Origin of the sequence: Clostridioides sp. ZZV14-6345 (assembly GCF_020657775.1) — a bacterium.
Taxonomy (GTDB): Bacteria; Bacillota; Clostridia; order Peptostreptococcales; family Peptostreptococcaceae; genus Clostridioides; species Clostridioides difficile_D.
This window is the reverse complement of record NZ_JAGWCX010000034.1, coordinates 20,102-44,371: the sequence shown is the minus strand read 5'-3', so window position 1 is coordinate 44,371 and position 24,270 is coordinate 20,102. Positions and strand designations below refer to the sequence as shown.

General features: G+C 28.2%; 24 protein-coding genes and 1 riboswitch. Of the genes, 3 read left to right on the top strand and 21 right to left on the bottom strand.

What is annotated here, in order from left to right; all coding sequences use genetic code 11:
• Positions 1-65: 65 nt before the first annotated feature.
• The 16 genes from htrA to KGF39_RS10730 all read right to left on the bottom strand — a co-directional run bounded on the left by htrA (position 66) and on the right by KGF39_RS10730 (position 15,484).
• Positions 66-1,145: a serine protease HtrA gene (gene htrA / locus KGF39_RS10805; RefSeq protein WP_227822311.1), complete on the bottom strand. Its 1,080-nt coding sequence runs from the start codon at positions 1,143-1,145 to the stop codon at positions 66-68.
• Positions 1,146-1,298: 153 nt separating this feature from the next.
• A complete protein-coding gene (locus KGF39_RS10800) occupies positions 1,299-2,648 on the bottom strand; it encodes a glucose-6-phosphate isomerase (RefSeq protein WP_227822310.1) in 1,350 nt (449 codons plus the stop codon).
• A gap of 261 nt (positions 2,649-2,909) precedes the next feature.
• A complete protein-coding gene (locus tag KGF39_RS10795) occupies positions 2,910-4,538 on the bottom strand; it encodes a Na/Pi cotransporter family protein (protein ID WP_227822309.1) in 1,629 nt (542 codons plus the stop codon).
• 123 nt (positions 4,539-4,661) lie between these two features.
• A complete protein-coding gene (locus KGF39_RS10790; RefSeq protein ID WP_227822308.1) occupies positions 4,662-6,266 on the bottom strand; it encodes an FAD-dependent protein in 1,605 nt (534 codons plus the stop codon).
• A 47-nt stretch (positions 6,267-6,313) separates the two neighbouring features.
• Positions 6,314-6,631: a hypothetical protein gene (locus tag KGF39_RS10785; RefSeq protein ID WP_227822307.1), complete on the bottom strand. Its 318-nt coding sequence runs from the start codon at positions 6,629-6,631 to the stop codon at positions 6,314-6,316.
• Between the two features lie 4 nt (positions 6,632-6,635).
• The gene (locus KGF39_RS10780) at positions 6,636-7,001 is read right to left on the bottom strand and encodes a hypothetical protein (RefSeq protein WP_054275197.1); all 366 of its coding nucleotides are present in this window, start codon (positions 6,999-7,001) and stop codon (positions 6,636-6,638) included.
• 80 nt (positions 7,002-7,081) lie between these two features.
• Complete coding sequence (locus KGF39_RS10775) at positions 7,082-8,119, bottom strand: SEC-C domain-containing protein (RefSeq protein WP_227822306.1); 1,038 nt, start codon at positions 8,117-8,119, stop codon at positions 7,082-7,084.
• Positions 8,120-8,371: 252 nt separating this feature from the next.
• A complete protein-coding gene (locus KGF39_RS10770; RefSeq protein ID WP_227822305.1) occupies positions 8,372-8,947 on the bottom strand; it encodes a hypothetical protein in 576 nt (191 codons plus the stop codon).
• Positions 8,948-8,961: 14 nt separating this feature from the next.
• Positions 8,962-9,405, bottom strand: coding sequence for a hypothetical protein (locus KGF39_RS10765; protein WP_227822304.1), 444 nt, complete (start codon positions 9,403-9,405; stop codon positions 8,962-8,964).
• Positions 9,406-9,966 carry a hypothetical protein gene (locus KGF39_RS10760; protein ID WP_227822303.1) on the bottom strand — a complete coding sequence of 187 codons (561 nt, stop codon included), beginning with the start codon at positions 9,964-9,966 and terminating at the stop codon, positions 9,406-9,408.
• 2 nt (positions 9,967-9,968) lie between these two features.
• The gene (locus tag KGF39_RS10755; protein ID WP_227822302.1) at positions 9,969-10,277 is read right to left on the bottom strand and encodes a hypothetical protein; all 309 of its coding nucleotides are present in this window, start codon (positions 10,275-10,277) and stop codon (positions 9,969-9,971) included.
• A 53-nt stretch (positions 10,278-10,330) separates the two neighbouring features.
• Complete coding sequence (locus KGF39_RS10750; protein WP_227822301.1) at positions 10,331-10,681, bottom strand: type II secretion system protein; 351 nt, start codon at positions 10,679-10,681, stop codon at positions 10,331-10,333.
• A gap of 53 nt (positions 10,682-10,734) precedes the next feature.
• Entirely contained in the window at positions 10,735-11,820 is a 1,086-nt protein-coding gene (locus KGF39_RS10745) for a type II secretion system F family protein (RefSeq protein WP_054275203.1), read from the bottom strand.
• A gap of 139 nt (positions 11,821-11,959) precedes the next feature.
• The gene (locus KGF39_RS10740; protein ID WP_227822300.1) at positions 11,960-13,339 is read right to left on the bottom strand and encodes a GspE/PulE family protein; all 1,380 of its coding nucleotides are present in this window, start codon (positions 13,337-13,339) and stop codon (positions 11,960-11,962) included.
• On the bottom strand, positions 13,332-14,012 hold the full coding sequence (locus KGF39_RS10735; protein WP_227822299.1) for a DUF881 domain-containing protein: 681 nt from the start codon (positions 14,010-14,012) through the stop codon (positions 13,332-13,334). The genes KGF39_RS10740 and KGF39_RS10735 overlap by 8 nt, the downstream gene beginning before the upstream one ends.
• A 392-nt stretch (positions 14,013-14,404) precedes the next feature.
• Positions 14,405-15,484 carry an ATP-binding protein gene (locus tag KGF39_RS10730; protein WP_227822298.1) on the bottom strand — a complete coding sequence of 360 codons (1,080 nt, stop codon included), beginning with the start codon at positions 15,482-15,484 and terminating at the stop codon, positions 14,405-14,407.
• A 275-nt stretch (positions 15,485-15,759) separates the two neighbouring features.
• Positions 15,760-15,875: riboswitch (FMN riboswitch) on the top strand.
• Between the two features lie 131 nt (positions 15,876-16,006).
• Here KGF39_RS10730 and KGF39_RS10725 point away from each other — a divergent pair.
• Positions 16,007-16,237 (top strand): hypothetical protein, encoded by a 231-nt coding sequence (locus KGF39_RS10725; protein WP_227822297.1) that lies wholly within the window; start codon positions 16,007-16,009, stop codon positions 16,235-16,237.
• 365 nt (positions 16,238-16,602) lie between these two features.
• Here KGF39_RS10725 and yihA read toward each other — a convergent pair whose 3' ends face one another.
• Together yihA and lon are read right to left on the bottom strand one after the other, a co-directional pair.
• Positions 16,603-17,214 (bottom strand): ribosome biogenesis GTP-binding protein YihA/YsxC, encoded by a 612-nt coding sequence (gene yihA / locus KGF39_RS10720; protein WP_227822296.1) that lies wholly within the window; start codon positions 17,212-17,214, stop codon positions 16,603-16,605.
• A complete protein-coding gene (gene lon, locus KGF39_RS10715) occupies positions 17,204-19,567 on the bottom strand; it encodes an endopeptidase La (RefSeq protein WP_227822295.1) in 2,364 nt (787 codons plus the stop codon). The genes yihA and lon overlap by 11 nt, the downstream gene beginning before the upstream one ends.
• Positions 19,568-19,746: 179 nt before the next feature.
• Here lon and KGF39_RS10710 point away from each other — a divergent pair, with 179 nt between their 5' ends.
• Positions 19,747-20,259, top strand: a complete 513-nt coding sequence (locus KGF39_RS10710; protein WP_003417110.1) for a chromate transporter — start codon at positions 19,747-19,749, stop codon at positions 20,257-20,259.
• Positions 20,247-20,774 carry a chromate transporter gene (locus tag KGF39_RS10705; RefSeq protein WP_054275210.1) on the top strand — a complete coding sequence of 176 codons (528 nt, stop codon included), beginning with the start codon at positions 20,247-20,249 and terminating at the stop codon, positions 20,772-20,774. Before KGF39_RS10710 ends, KGF39_RS10705 begins: the two co-directional genes overlap by 13 nt.
• Before the next feature lie 70 nt (positions 20,775-20,844).
• Here KGF39_RS10705 and clpX read toward each other — a convergent pair whose 3' ends face one another.
• The 3 genes from clpX to tig all read right to left on the bottom strand — a co-directional run bounded on the left by clpX (position 20,845) and on the right by tig (position 24,134).
• A complete protein-coding gene (gene clpX, locus KGF39_RS10700) occupies positions 20,845-22,095 on the bottom strand; it encodes an ATP-dependent Clp protease ATP-binding subunit ClpX (RefSeq protein WP_003417105.1) in 1,251 nt (416 codons plus the stop codon).
• Positions 22,096-22,113: 18 nt separating this feature from the next.
• Positions 22,114-22,698: an ATP-dependent Clp endopeptidase proteolytic subunit ClpP gene (gene clpP, locus KGF39_RS10695; protein ID WP_021386274.1), complete on the bottom strand. Its 585-nt coding sequence runs from the start codon at positions 22,696-22,698 to the stop codon at positions 22,114-22,116.
• 149 nt (positions 22,699-22,847) lie between these two features.
• A complete protein-coding gene (gene tig / locus KGF39_RS10690; RefSeq protein ID WP_227822294.1) occupies positions 22,848-24,134 on the bottom strand; it encodes a trigger factor in 1,287 nt (428 codons plus the stop codon).
• Positions 24,135-24,270: the final 136 nt, after the last annotated feature.

The following is a 24,270-nucleotide window of genomic DNA, read 5'->3' as shown; positions in this document are numbered from 1 at the left end:
TTTTTTATACAAAAAAGGGCGTAGCACTATTTTCTAGTGCGACAGCCCCCTCCTTCTAGTCATATTTAGAAATTCACATTTATAGTTACTGCTTTTCCGCCTCTATTTACTGTGATTTTTGTACTAGCACCTTTTGAGAAAGTATATAACTTTTTATTTAAGTCATTCATACCTGTTATATTTGTATCTCCCACTTTAGTTATAATATCTCCTACTTTTATTCCAGATTTTTCTGCTGATGAACCATATATTACTTCTGCAACATAAACACCTTTATCAGTGCTTAATTTTGTACCTGTAGCTGCTTCATAATTTGATACATCTGTACCTTTTATACCTAAAGTTACTTTTTCATATTTTCCAGTTTTTATTACTTCTTCAACTATACTTTTAGCTGTATTAATTGGTATTGCAAATCCTAAACCTTCTGCTTGAGAAGCTTTTGCTGTATTTATACCAATTACTTGACCTTTTTGATTTAATAATGGTCCTCCACTATTTCCTGCATTTATACTTGCATCAGTTTGTAATAAACCAGTCATATTAGTTTTTTCTGTTTGTATAGTTCTGTCTAATCCACTTATTATCCCTTGAGTAACTGTTTTTTGGAAATCTAATCCAAGAGGATTACCTATTGCTATTGATATATCACCAACTTTTACTTTATCACTATCAGCAAATTCTGCTGGTGTTAGCCCAGTTTTATCAACTTTAACTATAGCCAAATCAAGTTGTTGGTCAAACCATACTACTTTACCTGAAGTTGTTGAACCGTCATTGAATAATACATTCACACTTGTAGCTTGACCATCTGATATAACATGAGAATTAGTAAGTATATATCCATTTGAATCGACTATGATTCCAGTTCCCACACCTTGTGTTTCAGTTGGTATTGCAAACATATTATTAGTATCGACACTAGTTGTCGTAATACCTACAACAGATGGTGTGGCTTTTTCTGCAACTGCCTGATAAATATTTTGACTCTTACCATCATCATTTACGACTATTGGTGTAGAATTTGCCGCAGACTTACTTCCTAAATTATCCTTAACTAAAATTATTGTTAGTAAGCTACTAAGTATTGAGCTTATTATAGCAACTAATATTACTAAACTGATACCTTTCTTTCTTCTTGACATCTCATACCACTCCCTATCTAATATAATATAAATTATCAAAATATATTTTTCCCAATTTTTCATAAAAAAATGAAATCATCTATTTTGAGTAAACTCCTTTTCGATGATTTCATTATATTATTTTAATCTTAATTAAACCTTAACTATTTAAAATTATTTAAGTCTTTTTTCTAATTCTTCCTTTTCTTTTTCATAACCTGGTTTTCCTAGTAAAGCAAACATATTTTTCTTATAAGCTTCTACTCCTGGCTGGTCAAATGGATTAACTCCCAATAAATATCCACTTATTCCACAAGCTTTTTCAAAGAAATACACTAAATATCCAAAATTATACTCATCTAATTGAGGTATATTTATTACTAAATTAGGTACTTTTCCATCTGTATGAGCTAATAGAGTTCCTTCAAAAGCTTTATGATTAACAAAATCTACAGTCTTACCTGCTAGATAGTTTAAACCATCTAAATCTACTTCCTCTGAATCTATAGTTATATTTCTCTTACAGTTTTCAACATTAAGTACTGTTTCAAATAAGATTCTTTTTCCATCTTGTATGTATTGCCCCATAGAATGTAAATCTGTTGAGAAATCTACAGAAGCAGGGAATAAACCTTTATTTTCTTTCCCTTCACTTTCTCCATAAAGCTGTTTCCACCACTCACTTACATAATGTAATTGAGGTTCGTAGTTAACCAATAGTTCTACATCTTTTCCTTTTCTATGTAAAATTGTTCTAGCAACAGCATATCTATAACTATCATTATTTTTTAAATCAGGATTTTGAAATGCTTCTCTAGCATCATTTGCACCTTTCATCATAGCATCAATATCAAGTCCTGCAGCAGCAATAGGAAGTAATCCAACTGCTGTCAATACAGAGAAACGACCACCTACATCATCTGGTATTACAAAAGTCTCATACCCTTCTTCTGTAGCTAACTGTCTAAGTGCACCTTTACTTGAATCTGTTGTTGTATAAATTCTCTTTCTCGCTTCTTCTTTACCATACTTTTTCTCTAAATAATCTTTAAATATTCTAAAAGCAAGAGCTGGTTCTGTAGTAGTCCCTGATTTAGATATTACATTTACAGAAATATCCTTTCCTTCAATTATATCTAATAAATCCATAATGTATGTTGAGCTTATATTATGTCCTACAAAATATACTTCTGGAGCCTTTCTTTGTTCTTTTTTAAGTCCATTTCTAAAAGAATGACTTACCATATCTATAGCAGCTCTTGAACCTAAATAAGAACCTCCTATGCCTATTACTAAAAGAACATCTGAGTCTGATTTTATCTTTTCAGCAGATTTTTTTATTCTATCAAACTCTTCCTTATCATAATTTTTAGGAAGGTCTACCCATCCTAAAAAAGTATTTCCTAAGCCAGTTTTATTATGTAACATGTCGTGTGCAACATCTACATATGGTTGCATGACATCTATTTCGTTTTGACAAAAAAACTCTGTAGCTCTACTATAATCAAAATTTATTTTTCCCATTTAAATCCCTCTTTTCAGCATATTCGTTTTAAAGAGATTATAACACAAAATATGGGTATTTTTTTTAAAAATTTACCACAAAATCATACATACATCATTATTCATTGTTAGGAAATCGATTCTTCTAAATATTATAACTATCTATAAATTATAAATTTTTAATTAAATAAATTACAAAAAAGAAACTCTAAACATATGATTTAGAATTTCTTTTTATTTATTTTCTAATTTAATTCTTATATTATTTTAAATTAATTATTTTTAATCATTACCTAATCTCTTCGCTATAACTTGTTGTGCTATGTTGACGGCATGGTCAGATATTCTCTCTAGATTACTTATTACATCTAAATAAATAACGCCATTTTCTATACTGCATAAATTATTGTTCAATCTATACATGTGATTAGCTCTACAAGATTTCTCCATTATATCAACTTGCTCTTCAATTTTTATAACTTTACAAGCCAAATCTACATTATCAGCTCTCATTGATTCTAATGCATAAGTATATGCTGAAACAACTCTATTATACATAACATCAAGTTCAGATTGTCCCTCTTCAGAGAAAGAAATATTTGAATCTATTGCAACTTGTGATAATTCAGCTATATTTTTAGCATGGTCACCAATTCTCTCTATATCATTGACTGTATTAAACAAGGTATCTACAACTTCTCTTGAATCATCATCTAAAGGAGCTTTTGAAAGTTTAAGTAAATAATTCAAAATTGCTTTTTGTAAATCATTGATTAATTTCTCTCGTCTATATGTCTTGTCTATTTTTTCGGTTGAATGTTCTACTAAAGCTTCCATAGATGCATTTAAACTTTCCTTAGCCTTTTCACCCATACGAAGTGCTTCTTTTATTGTATTTGCAAGAGCTATAGAAGGAGTTTCTATCATTCTATCGTCTATATATTTAATAGTTTTAGTTTCATCTTCATCTATGTCACCTACTTTATCAGGAACAAGTTTTATAGCTAGTTTTATGATAAGACTTGTAAATGGTAAAAGTATTAAGACAGATATTATATTAAACAATGTATGTGTATTAGCTATTTGTCTTGCAACATTACTTGGGTCCCAACTTGTAACCAAGCTTACTACTGGTTTATTCAATAATATTAAGAATATCACAGTTCCTAAAACATTAAAGATTAGATGCATCATAGCTGCTCTTCGTGCATTTTTGTTGGCACCAATACTCGATAACAGTGAAGTTACACATGTACCAATATTTTGGCCATAAAGAATTGGTAGCGCTGCTGATAATGGTACTAGACCTTCTGCTGCCAACGCAACTAACATACCCATAGATGCACTTGAACTTTGTATTATTGCTGTAATACCAAATCCCAATAATAATCCAAGTAGTGGATATCTACCAAATGTGACAAGTAAATCAGTAAACCCTTGATAATCTCTTAATGGTTCCACTGCCATCTTCATAAAATCCATACCTGTAAATAATATACCAAAACCTATAAGTATTTCGGCTATATTTTTTATCCTAGGCTTATTTCCAAATAAATAAAGTATGATACCTATACCTAATGCTACTGGAGCCATCCCAGTTAAGTCAAAAGATACCAATTGGGCTGTAACAGTAGTACCTATGTTAGCACCCATTATAACCCCAATTGCCTGTTTTAAAGTCATTATTCCAGCGTTTACGAAACCAACAACCATTACAGTAGTAGCACTTGAACTTTGTATTACTGCTGTAACTCCTGTACCTACCAAAACTCCCATAAATAGGTTACTAGTAAGTAATTTTATTATCTTTTTTAGCTTTGTCCCAGCAGACTTTTGAAGACCTTCTCCCATAAGGTTCATACCATATAAGAACAGACCTAATCCACCCATTAGACTTATTATAATGTTCAAATTATTTCCTCCTTGTAAAGAGATTACTGTATCTAAAAATTTTATAACCTATTGTATTTTATCAAATTATAGGAGCTATAATGTTAAATTCATGTTAAATATTAAAAAATCATTAAGTTTATGTTAAATTTTTGTATTATTAGTGTATTTTTGTATTATTTTTTCTGCACATTTTATACCATCAACTGCTGCTGTGACTATTCCACCTGCATATCCAGCACCTTCACCACATGGATATAAATTCTTAACACTTATTGATTCTAAAGTATTTTCATCTCTTACTATTCTTATTGGTGATGATGACCTAGTTTCTACTCCAGTTAAAACAGCATCATACATTGCAAATCCGTTCAATTTTTTATCAAGAGATATGAATGCTTCTCTCATAGTATCTGTTACAAAGCTAGGCAAACATTCGCTTAAATTTGTAAGTGTATATCCGGGTCTATATGATGGCTCAACACTTCCTAAATTTGTAGAAGTTTTATTATTGATAAAATCTCCGACAAGCTGGACTGGTGCATTATAATTTTTTCCACCTAATTCAAAAGCCAATTTTTCATATTTTTGTTGGAAATGTACACCTGCTAGTGGATTATCACTATTAAAATCTTCTGGAGTTACATTTACTAAGAATGCACTGTTTGCATTTACTTTATCTCTTGCATGTTCACTCATACCATTTGTAACTATTTCAAAATCATTTGATGCAGATGCTATGACACTGCCTCCTGGACACATACAAAAAGTATATGCTGTTCTTCCATTTGAAACATGCTCTATAAGTCTATAATCAGCAGCTCCTAATCTAGGATGGTTATAAAACTCCTTATACTGTGCTTTATTTATTAAATCTTGTGGATGCTCAATTCTAGCTCCTATTGCAAAAGGTTTCTGAATTATTTTTACACCTCTTGAATGCAACATTTCATAAGTATCTCTTGCACTATGTCCGACGGCTAATATAATCGTATCTGTATCTATTTTTTCAGTATCATTTATTATTACAGATTGTATAGAATCATTTGATGCAACTATATCTGTCACTTTTGAATTAAACCTAAGTTGACCACCTAGATTTATTATTTCATTTCTTATATTTTTAACTACATTTTTTAATATATCTGTTCCAACATGTGGCTTATGTGAGTATAATATTTCATCTGGTGCTCCAAACTGAACCAATTCTTCTAATACTTTTCTACATCGTATATCTTTTATTCTAGTTGTAAGTTTACCATCTGAAAAAGTTCCTGCTCCACCTTCTCCAAACTGAACATTTGAATTATTTTTAAATTTTCTAGTTGTCCAAAAATCACTTATATCTTTAGTTCTATTGTCTACATCAAGACCTCTTTCAAGTATGATTGGTTCATAACCCATTTGAGCTAAAATCAAACCTGCAAACAAACCAGCTGGTCCACTACCAATTACCAAAGGATTATTCTTTAATTTCTTATCACCCATGGTTACATTTACATATCTAGTTTCCTTTATTTTTGTTACATCTTTTATTTTTGAGCTGAGTATTTTATTTTCATCTTTAACTTCTACATCTACAGAATAAACAAACTCCATTTTTCCTTTTTTTCTAGCATCTATAGATTCTTTATATATACTATATTTGACTAAGTTTTTTTCTTTTATTCTTAGCTTCTTAAGTACAATATCTTTTAATAAAGATATATCTTTATCGATTCCAAGTTTTATATTAGATACTCTTAACATATTGTTTTCCTCTCTTAGATTGTAATATAAAAAAGCTAGGGTTATTCCTAGCTTTCTACAAATATAACTTCTATATTCTCTTTTACTAGATTTTCTACCCAAATCTCGTCTAGCACAAAATTCTTTATTTTGTTTACAACAAGTGCTTTATCTAAATCTTTTTTCAAGTTTTTTACTAAGACCATTGCTTCAACTGACTTATTCAATCTTTTTACATACAGAGAATTAACTTTAATTAATACAACCCTTAATTCACACACATATAATTCTTCACTACCTAAGGTAATTTCATCATCATATTTATACACATTAAATTCATACACATTTTCATAAGGTGTTATATTTTCTATTCCTACATAGTCCATTTATTTATCCTCTTTTAGTTATAAGACCTCTTATAACTTTCATGTTATTAAATACTTTTTCTAAGAAATTTTCTGCTTCTTCATTATCTAAAAGATTTATTTCAAGATTTTCGTTTTCTACAATACCTTTAGATTTACAGTACTCTTTAGCAATTTCTATTAGTTCATTTTTTTTATCCATAGATAAATCAAACTCTTTATAGTCTATTATTATATATTGTTTGGTATCAGGTGATACACCATTGTTATATCCTATTTCTATATGATAAATAACTGCGTATATTTCTTCTCCATTGTACACAGGTACCGCTGGGTTAGATTTTATAAAGTTCGTTGATACAGCAATTGCATTTCCTAAACTAAGACTCATTATTAATACCTCTTTCTAAACATTATACATATATTATACTATAGATTCTTTATCTATGACTTAAAGCTTTTTATAATTAATTAAGATATTTTTAAATCTTTGTATCTCTTTCCTAGTGTACTAGAACTTATATCATATTTCTTTGATATTTGTACTTGAGTTATAGGTTGTCCTGCTTCTTTCTTAACATAATATTCAACAGCAGCTGCCCAACCATTTTCAGCTCCTTTTATATTTTCGTGATTTTTCTTATATTCATTCCAAAACTCTATACATGCTTCTATATTTTCTTTTTCTACATTTTCTTTAAGAGTATCTAAAACTTTACATTCTCCTTCAGCTAATTTATTTTCTGAATTAACTTTTGTATCATTCTTATCTCTTTCTCTCTTTAAGTATTCAGCTATACTTGGGTCTAAAAGCTGTTGTATATACTTGTATAGTATATGTGTATGATAAATTAAGAAAGTCTTCATATCCTTGTATACATCTTGATATTGATTGAATAAATTCATAATATCCTTTAAAATTATGTCTTTAACTTCATTTGATATACTTATAGTTACATCTATCAGTATGTTAGTTCCTTCAATATCAACTGTTCTAGCTATCATACAACTTCCGATTTTAAAGCCTCTTAGAAGTTTTACATCTTCTGTGTAAAGTTCATTTCCACTTAAACAATCTTTTAAGACTATTCTTCCAACAGAGACTTCTTTTACTTCATAGATACTTACATATGATTCAAATAGACTTTTTAATATTGATACTTCTGATTGACTTAAGTTTGCACCATTTTCTTCAAGAAAACCAACTGTCATAACCTTTTTATTTTCCATTATGTGGTCTTGTATTAAATAAGTATTAAAAAATCTTTCAAATTTTTCATTTACACTATCATTTTGCATTATATAAAACATTTCTTTAGCTTTTTCACATTCGTCTTTAAACTTATTCTGTCTTGAATAATCATATAACTTTGAATATAAATCTATATATTGTTTTTGTGAAAGTTCAGTTTTTCTGCATGCTCTTTCTGAAACAATATCTTTATTTAAACAACATTTCTTGTATTTTTTGCCACTTCCACAAGGGCATAGCTCATTTCTCCCTAACAATATGACTTCCACTCCCTTATTATTAAATTAAAGTACAATTTGTTATTATACCATTTTTTTATTAATCAATCTATAGTATAAGTAAATATTCTCTTAAATTCACTTATATTTTGGTACAATATATTAACTTTAATTAGGATTTCGATAAAATCACTAACAATCCCTCTTGTAGAAATGGATTATCGTAAAACTAATTCCTCTATAAAATTTTATTAATTGATAATAGTTTTTTACTTTATCTATTCTTTTTTGTTATATGACTCTAATTGTCATTTTACATTCAACAATATTGTCTTTTTCTTGTTTATATTCATTAGAAATATTTTGAGTATCAAAATTATTCATTTTTAATTTGTTGATTTCTATCTTTTCAAGTTTATTGTTTATCTTTAAATTCTTCAGTACATCTTCAAGTTTCAACACATTTTCAAGTTCTCCATTAACTTTTATTTCTAAATTAACTTGTTTTTTATTATGATTATCTAAATTACTTTCTTGATTAATATATTCTATATTCACAATATTTCTCAGTCCATTTTCTACTAATAACACCATATCTTTATTTGTTTTTTTATCTAAAAATGAACTATTAAAATTATTTTTCAATTCTTCATTTCCATTTAATTCAACATTTTCTATATATTTATCATCTCTATACTTATTATCCTTTATTTGATAATTATCTTGCCTATTTATTATATTTTGTTTTTCTTTCTTCAAGCTATCTAAATTTTCTTCTAAAGGGCTTAATACTATATTAGTTACTAATATAGTAATTAATATTAACAATATTTTAAGTAGATTTTTTTCTCTATTATTTAATCTCAAAAATAATCACCCATCTAACTTTTTATTCTAAACTTGTAAAATTCTCCTTTTCTTACAATACTATCTATGTAATAATATTTTATATACTTTATTTTCCTTAGATTGTCTAAAACATCTAAATCATTACATACACCTTCCATTTCCAGCTTGTTTTTATCTATTGATATCCGAGTAATATTATGTATTCCAACTATTTCATATATTTTTTTTATTTCATTAAGTTTTATTTTAGAAAATTTCTCCCTAGTTTTTACTGTTGTTGGTACAGTACGTTTTGCTTCATTTACTAACTTATTTTGATTTATATAATTTTCAAGTTCATTTATAGATTTCACATACATAAACGATTTAAATAAAATACATGTTAAAATTAATACTATCATTACTTTATATACCTTATTACATGGTTTAGTTTTTTTCAATCCATTAAGAAAATTTATTGTTTTATATACTTTCATTTAAATAATCATTCCTATACTGCTTATATAATTTATACTACTATCTTCTAACTCTGTATCAAAATTATTTTCTACTCTTACTTTATCATTTAACCTCAATGGATTTATTTTAATAGACTTATCTGTACCTTTAAAGTACTCTTCAATAAAATTATTTCCTATACCATAGTAATAAATGTACTTAAAGCTACTTAATAGCTTTCTTACTGATTCATAGGATTTTATTTCTTTTGATAGTAAGTATGTTTCTTCTATTTTTTTACCTTTCGTTATATTTATAATGAACTGATTTTTTTTACATTCTATGAATACTCCTTCTGCTGAAAAATTCTCTATCAAATTTAAATTTATAAGCTTTTGTAGTATATCAAAATTTATATTTATAACTTTTGGGTTCATATTTAGACTTTCTGAAATGTTTTTAATTAATTGAATAATACTTTTTGGAAAAAGAATTACTTGTACATTCAATTTGTCATTGGTGGCATTTATAACTTTATATTTTATTGAATAGTTATTTATGTTTATTGGAATGTATTGTGTTATTTCAAATTCAATCATATTTAATATATCTCTTTTTTTTTAGTATCTAGAACTTCAATATTCCTAATGACTATATCTTGAGTTTGAAGGTTAAAGTATAAATTTTTATATGATATTTTTGATTTACCTACCTCCTCTTTTACAAGTCTAACGACATCTTCTATGTATTTAATATTTTCAGCTGAGTTACTATCATTTTTTATATTAAAGTTAATCTCTTTTATAATTGATTTATCTATAAAAACTTTTTTATGATTTTTTCTTAAAAATACAAGCCTTATATAATCATCATTTATTTCTAAATTTAAAATTTTTTTAATTATAGCCATCTCCTTCTCAAATAAAAATAAATTTTAAAATTTATAACAATCAATATAAAATACTATCTTGGATAAAATTGTTTAGAATTTATATTTACACTTATATCCGTTCCACTAGCACTTATAACAAGTTCAAATTTACCTGATGTACTTTGAGGAACTGGAACAGTATTCAAGTATCCCTTTTCCTTTAATGACTCTACACTTAGCGATTCTGCTATCTTTTCATCATCATTAATTGCCATGCTAGCTGCTGTTACTATATTAGCAGCATTCGTGTAGTCTGCATTTAGTTTAGCACTTTCTTGGACCTTACTGTACTTAACTAATGCTATACTAGATATAACTCCTAAAATTGTTACCACCACAATCATTTCAACAAGTGTAAATCCCTTTCGTTTTTTATTTATCAATTAAATATTCTCTCCTTTTCAAAAGTATTGTCTAATAAAATTTATTTTTTATCCTAAAAACTAGTAATTGCATCAAACATAGGAATAACCATTGCCAAAATAAAAGTTCCAATAATTAACCCCATAAATACAATTAACATAGGTTCTATAAATTTCATTATTTGCTCTATTTTGTTATTTAATTCATTTTCATAAAATTTATTTATTACATCTAGACTTTTATCTAGCTTCCCGCTTTCCTCTCCTGTATTTGCCATTGAAATGAATAATTTCGGAAAAATATTTGCTAGATTCAAAGACTTACCTATACCATTTCCCTTTTTTATATAATTATTAGAAATCTTTAGTCTTTCATAAATAAATTCATTATCTATAACACTTGCTGACATGTCTATAGCTTCCACAATTTGTATTCCACTACTAATCAAAATAGACAATGCTCTTGAAAATCTTGTTGTAGCTACTAGCTGATTAATTCTTCTTACAAAAGGTAACTTGAATTTCAATGAATTAATCAACCTTTTTACACTATTATTTGTTATAAGAAAATAAATAGCCCCTATTAAAAACAATATAAAACTAAATGTCAAATAACCTAAGTTATTTGTAACTATTGTAGACATTTCCATTAAAACTTTAGTTATTAAAGGTGGTTCAATTCCATTGCTGGCAAAAACCACCTGAAAATTAGGTATTACAAATATGAATATAAATATCATTGATATGATAGATAATGCTATGAGTATTATTGGATAGATTGAAATAGTTACTACTTTTGTTTTTAATTTGTATTCTTTATCATAATAATTAGATAAATCACTCATTATTATATCTAAGTTTCCACTAGTTTCTCCTGCTTTTACCATACTTATAAAAAACTTAGAAAATGTACCTGTTATTTGAAATGATTCTGATATTGAGTTACCTTTTTGGATATGATTTGATACTATATTAAGCAATTTTTTTACTTTTTTACTAGACTGACTCTCAATGATTTCAAATATCTTTGTAATTTCACATCCAGATTCCAATAATATGCCTATCTCTTTGCAAATTACCCTAACTTCTTTATCGCTAATTCTATTTAATACTAAATAAAACTTTTCTAAATTATAAAATATACTTTTAGATAATCTCATGTACTATAATTCCTTCCAAATTATATTAATTGTAATTAAATAAGCTTAATATTTTCTAATTTAATACGTTTAATTTTCTTTAATTTAAATATACTAAATAAAATTTGACTGTTTAAAATAATTTTAACTATACAGTTAATTAAATCATTTCATTTACGACTAAACATTCTTCTAGTGTCGTTATTTTCTCATTTATTAATCTTTTACAACTATCTTCAAATGTTATCATTCCATTGTTTTGTGCCACTTCCTTAACAGTACTAGAATCTTCCATATTTCTTATACATGTCTTTATATCATCATTGATTTCTAAGATTTCATAAATTGCTGTTCTTCCAAAGTATCCTTTATCATTGCATCTTTCACAACCTACAGCCACTTTAGTATTTACATCTCCACTAAAATCATCTCTTATCACAATCTCATGACTACAATGATTACAAACTTTTCTAACCAATTTTTGAGATATAACACCTATAAGAGAAGCATTTAAAAGATATGGTGGTATTTGCATTTCCAATAATCTAGCTATGGAAGACACTGCATCATTAGTATGTAAAGTACTTATAACCAAATGACCTGTTATTGCTGCCCTTACAGCTATCTTAGCTGTTTCTGCATCTCTTATTTCTCCAACCATTATTATATCTGGGTCTTGTCTTAATATCGCTCTAAGACCCACATCAAAGCTTAAGCCTACTTTTGAATTTACTTGAATCTGACTTATACCATCCATCTTATACTCTACAGGATTTTCTATAGTCATTATATTTTTATTTATACCTTTTAAATCATTTAATAAGGAATATACTGTTGTAGTCTTTCCACTACCTGTAGGACCTGTCACTAATAATATTCCTGCTTTTTTATTTATTATATGATTTATAGATTTTATAGCTTCCTCTGAAAAGCCAAGTTCTAGTTTGTCTTTTAAAAAAGTATCTCTATTGAGTATTCTCAAAACAATTTTTTCACCATATACAGTTGGTATTGATGAAACTCTAATGTCAATTAGATTACCACCTAACTTTATATCCACTCTACCATCTTGAGGAAGCCTTTTTTCTGTTATGTCCATTGAAGCTTTCAACTTTACAACTGTAGATAATGATGGATAGACATCAATTAAAAACTTTGACACTTCCTTTAGTTCTCCATCTACTCTCATCCTCACTATTAAATGCTCTTTAAATGGTTCTATATGTATATCACTTGCGTTTTCTTTTATAGCTTTTTCTAAAAGATTTTCAAATAATTTTTTTGCATAATCCTCATCAAGTTCAAAGCTATTGTAATATTTTTCAATCTTCTCACTTATAAGTTCTTTTTTCTCCTTTTTCAATATAATTTCTCTACCTGTGGCTAATCTCAAATCCTGTAGAGCATATATATCTTCATCTTCTATTTCTACAACTAAATTATCATCTTGAAATTCCACTGGAAACACATTATATTTTTTTGCAAGTTTTTCTGGTATTAACATTGGTAAACTGCTTTCCTCTAATATAATCTTAATCACCCTTTATATACTTTAATTTATTAGGTATATTCATCTTTTTTATAGAGATATTTTCTTCAGTTTTTATGCTTATTTTCATTGGATAAGTAGTTTGTATGCTGTCTAAATACTTGCTACCTTTATCTACATAACTAGATAGCTTATATTTATCCCCAATACACTTTATTTCATATGGTTGTGCTACAGGAACTCCATTTATATTTATATGGCTTCCTGCAAGTACAACTTCTGAATACTGATTAATTCTTTGACCATTTATTTCTATGTACTTTCCTCCATTTAATTTTAACTCGTTTATAACTTTTACAAGAATTTTATTATAGTCTATACTATTAGCTATGTTCCCTGTTTTTTCATCTATAGCATCTATACTTAATATTATTCCGCTACCTTTCACATCTGAATATGATAGACTATCTCTAAGAGTTTCTATTTCTGATATTTCTTCAGAATTTTTTTGATTTTTTTTTATTGAATTAATTTCTTTATCTAACTTGACTTTCTCTTTTGTTAATTCTTTTATAGATTTTCTTGTCATCTTTATTTCTTTTCTTATTGACTTATCCTTACTTGTATAAACTGTTTCTTCATTTCTATAATCTCTAAATATGGTTCCAACAAGTATACCTAAAAGAGTACTTGCTAGTATTATAAACACATATTGTTTTTTCATACTGTATTGCTCCTTACAAATTTATTTTTATATGATAATTTTCTTTAATCAAATATTAAACATTTACATATGCTTATTATATCAAAGTTATATATTAAAATTCATCTTTAGTATATAATATCATACATCGAACTCCTATCACTAATTTACCAATATCGAATATGTATTTTTAGATGTTCTTAAAATTATATATAAACTTTCAATAAACATTGTTGTGATATTATAAAAAACATAAATTAGAAAAGAAGATAATAATCATGAAAAAACAAATAAGTGCTTTAGGGATTATTAATAATTATTTTTATCAAAAAAAGTAAAATGGCATAGCTTCAAAGCTACACCAATTTACTAAAAATTATATTATAATCAACATTCATTTTAAACATATGTGTTTATAAGTTTTCCTCATATTTTAAAATTCTTTTAACTAGTTTGTCTCTTAACTTTCCAACTTCATCAAATCTCATATTAGGGCTATAGTAACTTTCTATAATATCATGTTTAGACTTAGCTCTCTTAAGATTTAACACTGCCCAACAAATTAAATCATCTAAAACTTTTTCATCAAATTTAATATCTTCTTCGTATTTAAGTAATTTTTCTCTATTTAAAAATTGATTTAAATCAATCACATCTTCGTCTTTAAAAGTTGTGCTTATAGTTATGCCTATATCTAGGTCAGTTAATAGTACAGTCTCAATTTTCTCTGGAATAAGTGGATAATGATAAACTTCTACATTTAGACCTTTTTCAATAGCTTTCTTATATACTTTGTTTAATAGTGTAGTCTTCCCAGTTCCTATTTCTCCAGCTAAATAATAAACCTTCTTTACGTCTTTTAAAATGTTTTCTGTATAATCCAAACACCCTACAGGAGTTATAGCTGAACCAAATAAATGCTTTTCTCTTTTTAAATTTCCTGTACTTTCAACTCCATCAAACAATTTTTTTATAAATTCTTCTGTAAGTAGATTCACCTTACCATAATCCATACAATCAGAATATTTTTCCTCTATATCTCTAAAGATTGGTTCTGCCGACTTTAAGAACTTAAAGGCTCTTTTAAATGAATTACTAATATCTTTATCGTAAATTAATATTTCTTGTCTATTTTTTTCTAACTCTTCTGTATTCCAGTAATCGCCTAAATTAATTATTTCATCCAAAGCTCCAGGTAGCTTTGGGTCCATAGTATGTGGAGCAGTTGCATCCATAAGTACCACGCCTAATTTCTTTATAACTAAACCATCCAACGAACTTGGGTCAGAAGGGCAGTGATATAAATCAATGTCGTATCCTCTATGCAAAAATTCTTTATAAATTTTTTTCATAAGTGAGGATTTTCCTACTCCAGGTCCACCCTTTAAGCAAAAAACTCTTTTTACATTTTCAGGAATTATATAGTCAAAAAAAGAATATGAGCCTTGTGATGTGTTTCCACCCGGAAATGCCTTCTTTACCTTTCCTTCCATATTAACGCCTCCTCATAATTTACAATATCTCTTAATTAAGATATTAATATTATACGAGTTTTGTTACAGCTTTATGCTTTTGATAAATCTAAAACTTATTATCTAATACTAATAACATGTTAATCTTATCTAATTACTATAGATTCTCATAATATGATTTAGATTTTATCTATAAATATAATTTAAGTGTTTGTATTTTAATATAGCTGCATATTACTTAAATCCAATTGTCTCCATTCTAATTTTATGTTAAAATAATATTACAAAACACATCTGTTTTTCTTCAGAAATGGGCGAAATTCCCTATCGGCGGTAAAAGCCCACGAGCCTTATGGCATAATTTGGTCAGATTCCAAAGCCGACAGTAAAATCTGGATGGTAGAAGAAAATAGTATATGAGTATCTTTATGTAATTTTACATGAGCAATCTATACAAATCCTTCAACTACCGTATTTATTCATGAAATTAGACACATTCAAGGTACCTAAGATGTAGGTGCTTTTTTTGTTGTTTAATCAACATTGATTTCTTCAAGAATATTTCAAGCAGTTGGAGCAAGTATTTTAATGGCAACTGGACTTGGTATAGTTTCTAATGCATTCCCCGCAAATGAAAAAGGATATGGAGGCAGTTTTCTTGCAACTGTTCGTAATTTGTCATTTGCTCTTGGAACAGCATTTTTTAGTGGTTTTTTGCACAAAGCCTTACATACAATCAAAAGTTTAAAAGTCATACATCAGCCTATGTTATAGCTAGCAATCAATCTTATTGGATTGCAGCAGCAGTATGCTTTATAGGACTTATATTAACTATTTTATTTATGAGAAAAACAGATAAATCTATTTCTTAACTATGATTTATTGATGACTATACAAGTCAATAATTTTTTAATTAAGCCAATTTATACTAATTTTACTATACTTTACTAGATTTTATTAATATTTAGCAACAAATTACTGATTTTCATTGTTTATAAACAATAAGGATGCCAAAAAATGACCATTAAATCCATTTTGAGGCATCCTATATTTTAATATTGATACAATTAAAACTAACTTACTATTATATTATATTTATTATTCAAATAAATTTTATATCAACATTTAACATTCTAGATTTAATCTACTGTTATATCATATCCATGTTGATTGTATTGATTTACAATTTCTTCCCAGAGTTCTTCAACACCAGTCTTTTTTAACGAAGAAACAGGAATTACTTTTTCTCTACTTTCCATTTGTAATTTTTTTCTTATTATACTTATGTGTTTTTGATATTGTCCTCTAGATATTTTATCTGCCTTAGTTGCAATAACTACACAGTTATATCCAAAGTGCTTTATCCATTCGTACATAAGCTTATCGTCTGCTGTAGGCTCATGTCTAATATCTACAAGTAGGAATATAGAACATAACTCTTGTCTACTTTCTAGATACCTTTCCATTATACCTCCCCATTTTTCTTTTTCAGACTTAGCTATCTTTGCATATCCATAGCCTGGAAGGTCCACAAAGTAAAACTCATTATTTATTAAATAAAAATTTATAGTTCTAGTTTTTCCTGGTGTTTGGCTAGTTCTAGCAAAGTTTCTTCTGTTAAGCAATGTGTTTATTATTGATGATTTTCCAACATTTGACCTACCAGCCAATGCTATCTCTGGGATACCTTCTGCTGGATACTGTGATTTATTCACAGCACTCATAGTTATCTCTGAACTTCTAATTTTCATTTTTTTCACCACTCTTTAATAAAGCTTGTTCTAATACTTCATCCATATGCTCTACAAGTACAAATTCCATTTTCTCTTTTACATTTTCTGGTATTTCATCTAAATCAGCTTCACATTCTTTAGGAATTAATACTTTTGTTATACCAGCTCTATGAGCTGCTAATAATTTTTCTTTAACTCCTCCTACTGCTAATACTCTACCTCTTAAAGTTATCTCTCCTGTCATGGCTATATTGCCTGGTACAGGTCTTTTAGTAAGTGCTGAGATTACTGCAAGGGCCATAGTTATACCAGCTGATGGTCCATCTTTTGGAACAGCCCCTTCTGGAATGTGTATATGAATATCATTAGTCTTATAAAAATCAGGGTCTATATCAAACTTGTCTACTATTGACCTTATATAAGAGATACCTGTCTTAGCAGATTCCTTCATAACATCTCCTAGTTTTCCAGTTAATACAATTTCCCCTTTACCTTTAAGCACATTTACTTCTACTTCAAGTGTAACTCCACCTACTGCTGTCCATGCAAGACCATTTACTAGTCCTATTTGAGGATTAACTTCTGCAAGTTGATACTTAAACATGTCTTTTCCAAGATATGTTTCTAGGTCAGACTTATTTACAACAACTTCTTCAAGAGTTGGGTCTTCAACATATTTTTTTGCAATTTTTCTACAAATTTTACCAATAGTTCTCTCTAATGTTCTTACGCCAGCTTCTCTTGTATAATGGTTTATTATACTTCTTAAAGTTTCATCATCCATTTTTATAAAGTTTTCTTTTAAAGCATGTTCTTTAATTTGTTTTGGAAGTAAATATTTCTTTGCTATATTTAGTTTTTCTTCTTCTATATATCCAGATACTTCTATTATTTCCATTCTATCTAATAATGGTCTTGGTATATTACCTAAACTGTTTGCTGTTGTAACAAATAGTATTTTTGACAAATCAAAAGGTATTTCTAAGTAATGGTCTACAAAATCCTTGTTTTGCTCTGGGTCTAACACTTCTAGCATAGCTGAAGCTGGGTCACCTTTATAATCTGCTGCCATTTTATCTATTTCATCAAATAAGAATACAGGATTTTTTGTTTGTGCTTCTTTTACTCCATTAATTATTCTTCCTGGAATTGAGCCTACATATGTTCTTCTATGACCTCTTATTTCTGCTTCATCTCTAACTCCACCTAAAGATATTCTTACAAATTTTCTATTTAATGCTTTAGCTATTGATTTTACTATAGATGTCTTTCCTGTTCCTGGAGGTCCAACTAGACATATTATAGGACCTTTAAGTGACTTAGCAAGAGTTCTTATAGCTAGATACTCTAATATTCTTTCTTTAACTTTCTCTAGCCCATAATGGTCTTCATCTAATATATCTTTTGCCTTAGTTATATCTAATTTATCTTTTGTCTCTTTGTTCCATGGCAATGAGAATATAGTGTCTAAATAGTTTCTACTTACAGATACATCTGGAGACATTGAAGATATCTTTGAAAATTTATCTATTTCTTTTTCTATTTTTTCCTTAGTTGTCTTAGGTGCTTTTATTTTTTTAAGTTTTTCTCTATATTCATCTGCTTCAGAATTTATATCTTCTTCTTCACCTAATTCTTTCTGTATAGCTTTTAATTGTTCTCTAAGATAATATTCTTTTTGAACTTTATTCATCTGTTTTTTTACTCTTAAAGTTATCTTCTTTTCTATTTTTAATATATCTATTTCCTCTAATAATATAGAATAGATAAGTTCAAGTCTTTTCTTGATATCAAATTCTTCTAATATTTCTTGCTTTTGACTTGATTTTAGGTATATGTTTGCAGCTATTGTATCTATAAATCTATCTACATCTTCTATATCCGCTAAAGATATCAATATTTCTGGAGATACCCTGTTTCCAATATTTATATATTCTTCAAAAGCATCAAATACATTTCTTACAAATGCCTCGATTTCAACCTCTGTTTCACTATCCAGATTATCACTGTCAAAAACTATTTCTTCTATTACTGCTCTAAAATACCCTTCTTCTTGTTCTATTTTTTTTACTCTACCTCTTGATACACCTTCAACTAAAACACGAACTGTATCTCCTGGTAATTTTATCATTTGTTTAACTTTACAGATTGTTCCCACATGATAAAAGTCTTCTTCTCCTGGCTCATCTACCTCAGCTTCTTTCTGAGATGTTAAAAATATAAGCTCTTCATCCATCATGGCTTGGTCTAAAGCTTTAAGAGATATCTCTCTTCCTATATCAAAATTTAATATCATATATGGAAATATAGCTAATCCTCTTAGAGGAATTAATGGTAATTCATGATCTATTTTAGTATAATTTTGTTCCATCAACATTACTCCTTTTCTAGTCTAATTATTTTGCTTTTAATATTATATATTCGAACAAGTTAATTTTCAACATTAATGATAAATTCTTAGAATACTATCATACTATATTATTATTTTATTATGATATAATATTAATATTAGTATACTTAGATGTTATTTATCTTTTGGAGGTTTCTATTATGTTGAAATTGTTTTTAACCTTTTTAAAAATTGGTGCGTTTACATTTGGTGGTGGATACGCTATGGTTCCTCTTATACAAGATGAACTTGTAAACAAACAAAAACTTTTAGAGCAGGAAGAATTTATTGATTATTTATCCATAGCTCAAAGTTATCCTGGAGTACTGGCAGTTAATATCTCTGTATTATTAGGATATAAACTTTATGGTATACCAGGAGTTCTTATATGTACCTTAGGTTCTGCTTTACCATCATTTTGTATAGTCTTAGTCTTATCGTATCTGTATTTTAAAAATTCATCATCTAAAATTTTAGATGGATTTTTTAAAGGAGTTGCGCCTGTTGTAATAGCTCTTATATTGTATTCTTTTACAAGCATGTTTAAGAAACTGCCAAAGTCTAAAACTAACATACTACTATTAATTATAGCAGTTTTATCTGTTGGTGTATTCAATATAAGTCCTATTTATTTAATAATTGGAGGAGGTGTATATAGTCTATGTCAGAAATAACACTACTCTTCTTAATATTCCTTAAAATAGGAGCATTTAGTTTTGGTGGCGGGTATGCTATGTTACCATTTATTCAGCAAGAATTTATATCTAAATACCACCTTATAACTAATCAAGAATTTTTGGATTTACTTGCTATATCACAATCTACACCAGGTCCTGTAGCAATAAATAGTGCTACATTTGTAGGATTTAAGACTGCTGGCTTCTTTGGTTCTCTAGCTGCAACTGTTGGTGTCACGATTTTTGCGTTAATAGGTCTAACTATTATATCAAAGTTATTTTCTAAGTTCAAAAACAATAAAAAAGTGGAAAACTTATTGATAGTTCTTAGACCAATTACTCTAGGATTCATATTAGCAGCAGCTTTTTCATCTGCCAAAGAAGTTAATTGGGATTTATATGGAATAATTGCATTTATAGCATCATTTTATCTTTTATATAAAGGAAAAATTGGTTCTATTGCAATTGTATTCGTCTTTGGTATTCTAGGTATACTACTCACATTTTTATAATACTGATATCTAATTTATATTTAGCATATTAACATAAAAAAAGGAGCTTTTAAAGCTCCTTTTCATCATCTTATGCACTTTCCTCTTGATCCTTAAGTACTATGATAGGATTTACTGAGTCTTCGTTCACAGATTTCTCTGTTACTATAACCTTCTTTATATTATCTCTAGATGGTACCTCAAACATAGTTTCCATCATTACACTTTCAACTATACTTCTAAGCCCTCTAGCTCCTGTATTTCTTTCTATAGCTTTTTTAGCTATTGCACGAAGAGCACCTTCTTCAAATTCTAGCTCAACATCATCTAACTCTAATAATTTTTTATATTGTTTTACCAGAGCATTTTTAGGTTCTTGTAATATCTGCATTAGTGCATCTTCATCCAGTAATTCTAAAGTAGCTAAAACTGGTATTCTTCCTATAAATTCTGGTATTATACCATATTTTAATAAATCCTCTGGAAGTACTTTTTCATATAACTTACCTAAATCTAATTCTTTTTTACTTTCTATTTTAGCTCCAAAACCTAGTGTTTTATCTCCACCACGTTTTTGAATTATCTTCTCTAATCCATCAAAAGCTCCACCTAATATAAATAATACATTAGTAGTATCTATCTTTAAGAATTCCTGATGAGGATGTTTTCTTCCTCCTTGTGGTGGAACATTTGCAACAGTACCTTCTAATATTTTTAGAAGTGCTTGTTGAACACCTTCACCACTAACATCCCTAGTTATAGATGGATTTTCAGATTTTCTTGCAATCTTGTCTATCTCATCTATATATATTATACCTCTTTCAGCTTTTTCTATATCAAAATCAGCAGCTTGAATAAGTTTTAAAAGTATATTTTCAACATCTTCTCCAACATATCCAGCTTCAGTCAATGATGTAGCATCTGCCATTGCAAAAGGTACATTTAATGTTCTTGCTAGAGTTTGAGCAAGTAATGTCTTCCCAGAACCTGTTGGCCCTAATAAAAGTATATTACTCTTTTGAATTTCTATATCTTTACTACTAGATTTTTTACTGTATATTCTCTTGTAATGATTATAAACTGCAACTGATAAAGCTTTTTTAGCTTTTTCTTGACCTATTACATAATCATTTAGAATCTCCATCATTTCCTTTGGTTTTGGTAAAGATGTAGTATCTTCATCTATAGTATCTTCTATCTCTTCTTGAATAATTTCGTCACAAAGTTCAACACACTCGTCACAAATATATACATTTGGACCTGCAATTAATCTTCTTACTTGATCTTGATTTTTACCGCAGAATGAACACTTTAATTGTCGTTTTTCTTCATATTTAGACATATTAACACCTCTCTCTATCTACGGTCTCTTTGTAAATACTTCATCTATTAAACCATATTCTTTGGCTTCTATTGCACTCATGAAGTTATCACGTTCAGTATCCATTTTAATTTTTTCTAATGGCTGACCAGTTCTTTCAGATAATATCTCATTTAAAGTTTCTTTTATTTTTAAAATCCTCTTTGCATGAATTTCTATGTCTGTTGCTTGACCTTGAGCTCCACCTAATGGTTGATGTATCATTATTTCACTATTTGGTAGTGCTAGTCTTTTTCCTTTTGCTCCTGCTGCCAGCAAGAATGCTCCCATAGAAGCAGCCATACCTATACATATAGTACTTACATCTGGTTTGATGTATTGCATAGTATCATATATAGCCATTCCAGAAGTTATACTTCCTCCTGGAGAATTTATATATAAATGTATATCTTTGTCTGGGTCTTCAGCTTCTAAGAATAATAGCTGTGCTACTATAAGCCCTGCTGTGGCATCGTTAACTTGATCTCCTAAGAAGATTATTCTGTCTTTTAATAGTCTAGAAAAAATATCATAAGATCTTTCTCCTCTTCCTGTTTGTTCAACAACTACAGGTACTAATGCCATGGTTTCATACCCCCTTTATTCTATATAATTTACAGTAGCTTTTTGTAAGCTACTGTAAATTATTATACGCATTTAACTAAATTATATTTGCAAATCATTATATACTAAACATTCTATAACGTCAACTATATTAGTTAGCGTTTATTTTATTAAGCTATTGTTGCATTCTCAACTAGTAAATCTATTGTTTTTCTTATTTTTATTTGACCTTTTATATCTTCTTTGTCAGCATCTCTTAAAGAAGCTTCTATTTTTTCTATTTCCATATTGTAAGTAGAAGCCATTTTTTCTAACTCAGCTTTAAATTCTTCTTCTGTTGCTTCAATTCCTTCAGCTTTAGTTATTGCTTCTAATACTAGAGAAGACTTAACTAGTTTTTTAGCATCTTCTTTTCTCTCTTCTCTTAATTCTTCCATAGTTCTACCAGTCATATCTAGTAATTGTTGTAATCCAAATCCTTGATATTGTAATTGATAGTTAAGTTCGTTTAACATATTATCTATTTGATGTTGTATCATAACTTCTGGTATTTCTATTTCTGTATTTTCAGCAACTTTTTCTACTACTGAATTTCTAGTTTCTGCGTCTGCTCTATTTTTAGCTTCTTCTTCTAATTTAGCTCTTACATCTGCTTTTAATTCCTCTAAAGTATCGAATTCACTAGTATCTTTAGCAAATTCATCATCAAGTGCAGATAATTCTTTTACTTTTACATCGTTTATTTTTACATTAAATACAACTGGTTTTCCAGCTAAGTCTTGTGAGTGATATTCTTCTGGGAAAGTAACATTAACTTCTACTTCTTCACCAGCTTTTTTACCCACTAATTGTTCTTCAAATCCTGGGATAAATGTGTTTGAACCTATAACTAAGTTATAATTTTCACCTTTACCACCATCAAAAGCTACACCATTTTCAAAGCCTTCAAAGTCTATTATAGCTGTATCTCCATCTTCTAAAGCTTTGTCTTCTACACTTACTAATCTAGCATTTTTTTCAACCATTTCTTGTAGTTTAGCTTCAACATTTTCGTCACTTACAGTATTCTCAACCTTAGCTATTTCTATACCCTTGTAGTTTCCTAATTCAAACTCTGGTTTAACTTCTACATTAAGAACCATAACTAATCCATTATCTTTACTTATTTCTTCTATATCTAAATCTGGATTGTCTATTGGGTCTATATCTAATTCCTTGATAGCTTCTGGATAAACTTCTGGGAATAATATTTCTATAGCATCATTATAGAATATACCTTTTCCATATTGAGTTTCTATAACAATTCTTGGAGCTTTACCTTTTCTAAATCCAGGTATATTGTATTTATTTCTGCTTTTATTATAAGCCTTATTTACTGCTGCTTCAAATTTATTGTTATCTACTGTTATTTTTAAAGTAACTTTATTACCCTCTTTTTTAATTAGTTCTGCTTTCATCCTTCTAATCCTCCTAGTGATATTTATGTAATACCCGATAATGGTATCATAATTCATTCTATTTATAATTCAACCACTTAATTATATCACATAAGTTTTTTTATTTACAAGTGTTCCATTAATATCGTTGTACTTA

Excerpts from the sequence above, each read along its gene's own strand:
- KGF39_RS10745 (WP_054275203.1), bottom strand. The coding sequence starts at position 11,820 with ATGAGATTATCTAAAAGTATATTTTATAATTTAGAAAAGTTTTATTTA.
- tig (WP_227822294.1), bottom strand. The coding sequence starts at position 24,134 with ATGAAAGCAGAACTAATTAAAAAAGAGGGTAATAAAGTTACTTTAAAA.
- KGF39_RS10730 (WP_227822298.1), bottom strand. The coding sequence starts at position 15,484 with ATGGAAGGAAAGGTAAAGAAGGCATTTCCGGGTGGAAACACATCACAA.
- clpP (WP_021386274.1), bottom strand. The coding sequence starts at position 22,698 with ATGGCATTAGTACCTGTAGTTGTTGAACAAACAGGAAGAGGAGAAAGA.
- yihA (WP_227822296.1), bottom strand. The coding sequence starts at position 17,214 with ATGAAAATTAGAAGTTCAGAGATAACTATGAGTGCTGTGAATAAATCA.
- htrA (WP_227822311.1), bottom strand. The coding sequence starts at position 1,145 with ATGTCAAGAAGAAAGAAAGGTATCAGTTTAGTAATATTAGTTGCTATA.
- KGF39_RS10755 (WP_227822302.1), bottom strand. The coding sequence starts at position 10,277 with ATGGCTATAATTAAAAAAATTTTAAATTTAGAAATAAATGATGATTAT.
- KGF39_RS10735 (WP_227822299.1), bottom strand. The coding sequence starts at position 14,012 with ATGAAAAAACAATATGTGTTTATAATACTAGCAAGTACTCTTTTAGGT.
- KGF39_RS10710 (WP_003417110.1), top strand. The coding sequence starts at position 19,747 with ATGTTGAAATTGTTTTTAACCTTTTTAAAAATTGGTGCGTTTACATTT.
- clpX (WP_003417105.1), bottom strand. The coding sequence starts at position 22,095 with ATGTCTAAATATGAAGAAAAACGACAATTAAAGTGTTCATTCTGCGGT.
- KGF39_RS10790 (WP_227822308.1), bottom strand. The coding sequence starts at position 6,266 with ATGTTAAGAGTATCTAATATAAAACTTGGAATCGATAAAGATATATCT.
- KGF39_RS10780 (WP_054275197.1), bottom strand. The coding sequence starts at position 7,001 with ATGAGTCTTAGTTTAGGAAATGCAATTGCTGTATCAACGAACTTTATA.
- KGF39_RS10765 (WP_227822304.1), bottom strand. The coding sequence starts at position 9,405 with ATGAAAGTATATAAAACAATAAATTTTCTTAATGGATTGAAAAAAACT.
- KGF39_RS10705 (WP_054275210.1), top strand. The coding sequence starts at position 20,247 with ATGTCAGAAATAACACTACTCTTCTTAATATTCCTTAAAATAGGAGCA.
- lon (WP_227822295.1), bottom strand. The coding sequence starts at position 19,567 with ATGGAACAAAATTATACTAAAATAGATCATGAATTACCATTAATTCCT.
- KGF39_RS10785 (WP_227822307.1), bottom strand. The coding sequence starts at position 6,631 with ATGGACTATGTAGGAATAGAAAATATAACACCTTATGAAAATGTGTAT.
- KGF39_RS10760 (WP_227822303.1), bottom strand. The coding sequence starts at position 9,966 with ATGATTGAATTTGAAATAACACAATACATTCCAATAAACATAAATAAC.
- KGF39_RS10800 (WP_227822310.1), bottom strand. The coding sequence starts at position 2,648 with ATGGGAAAAATAAATTTTGATTATAGTAGAGCTACAGAGTTTTTTTGT.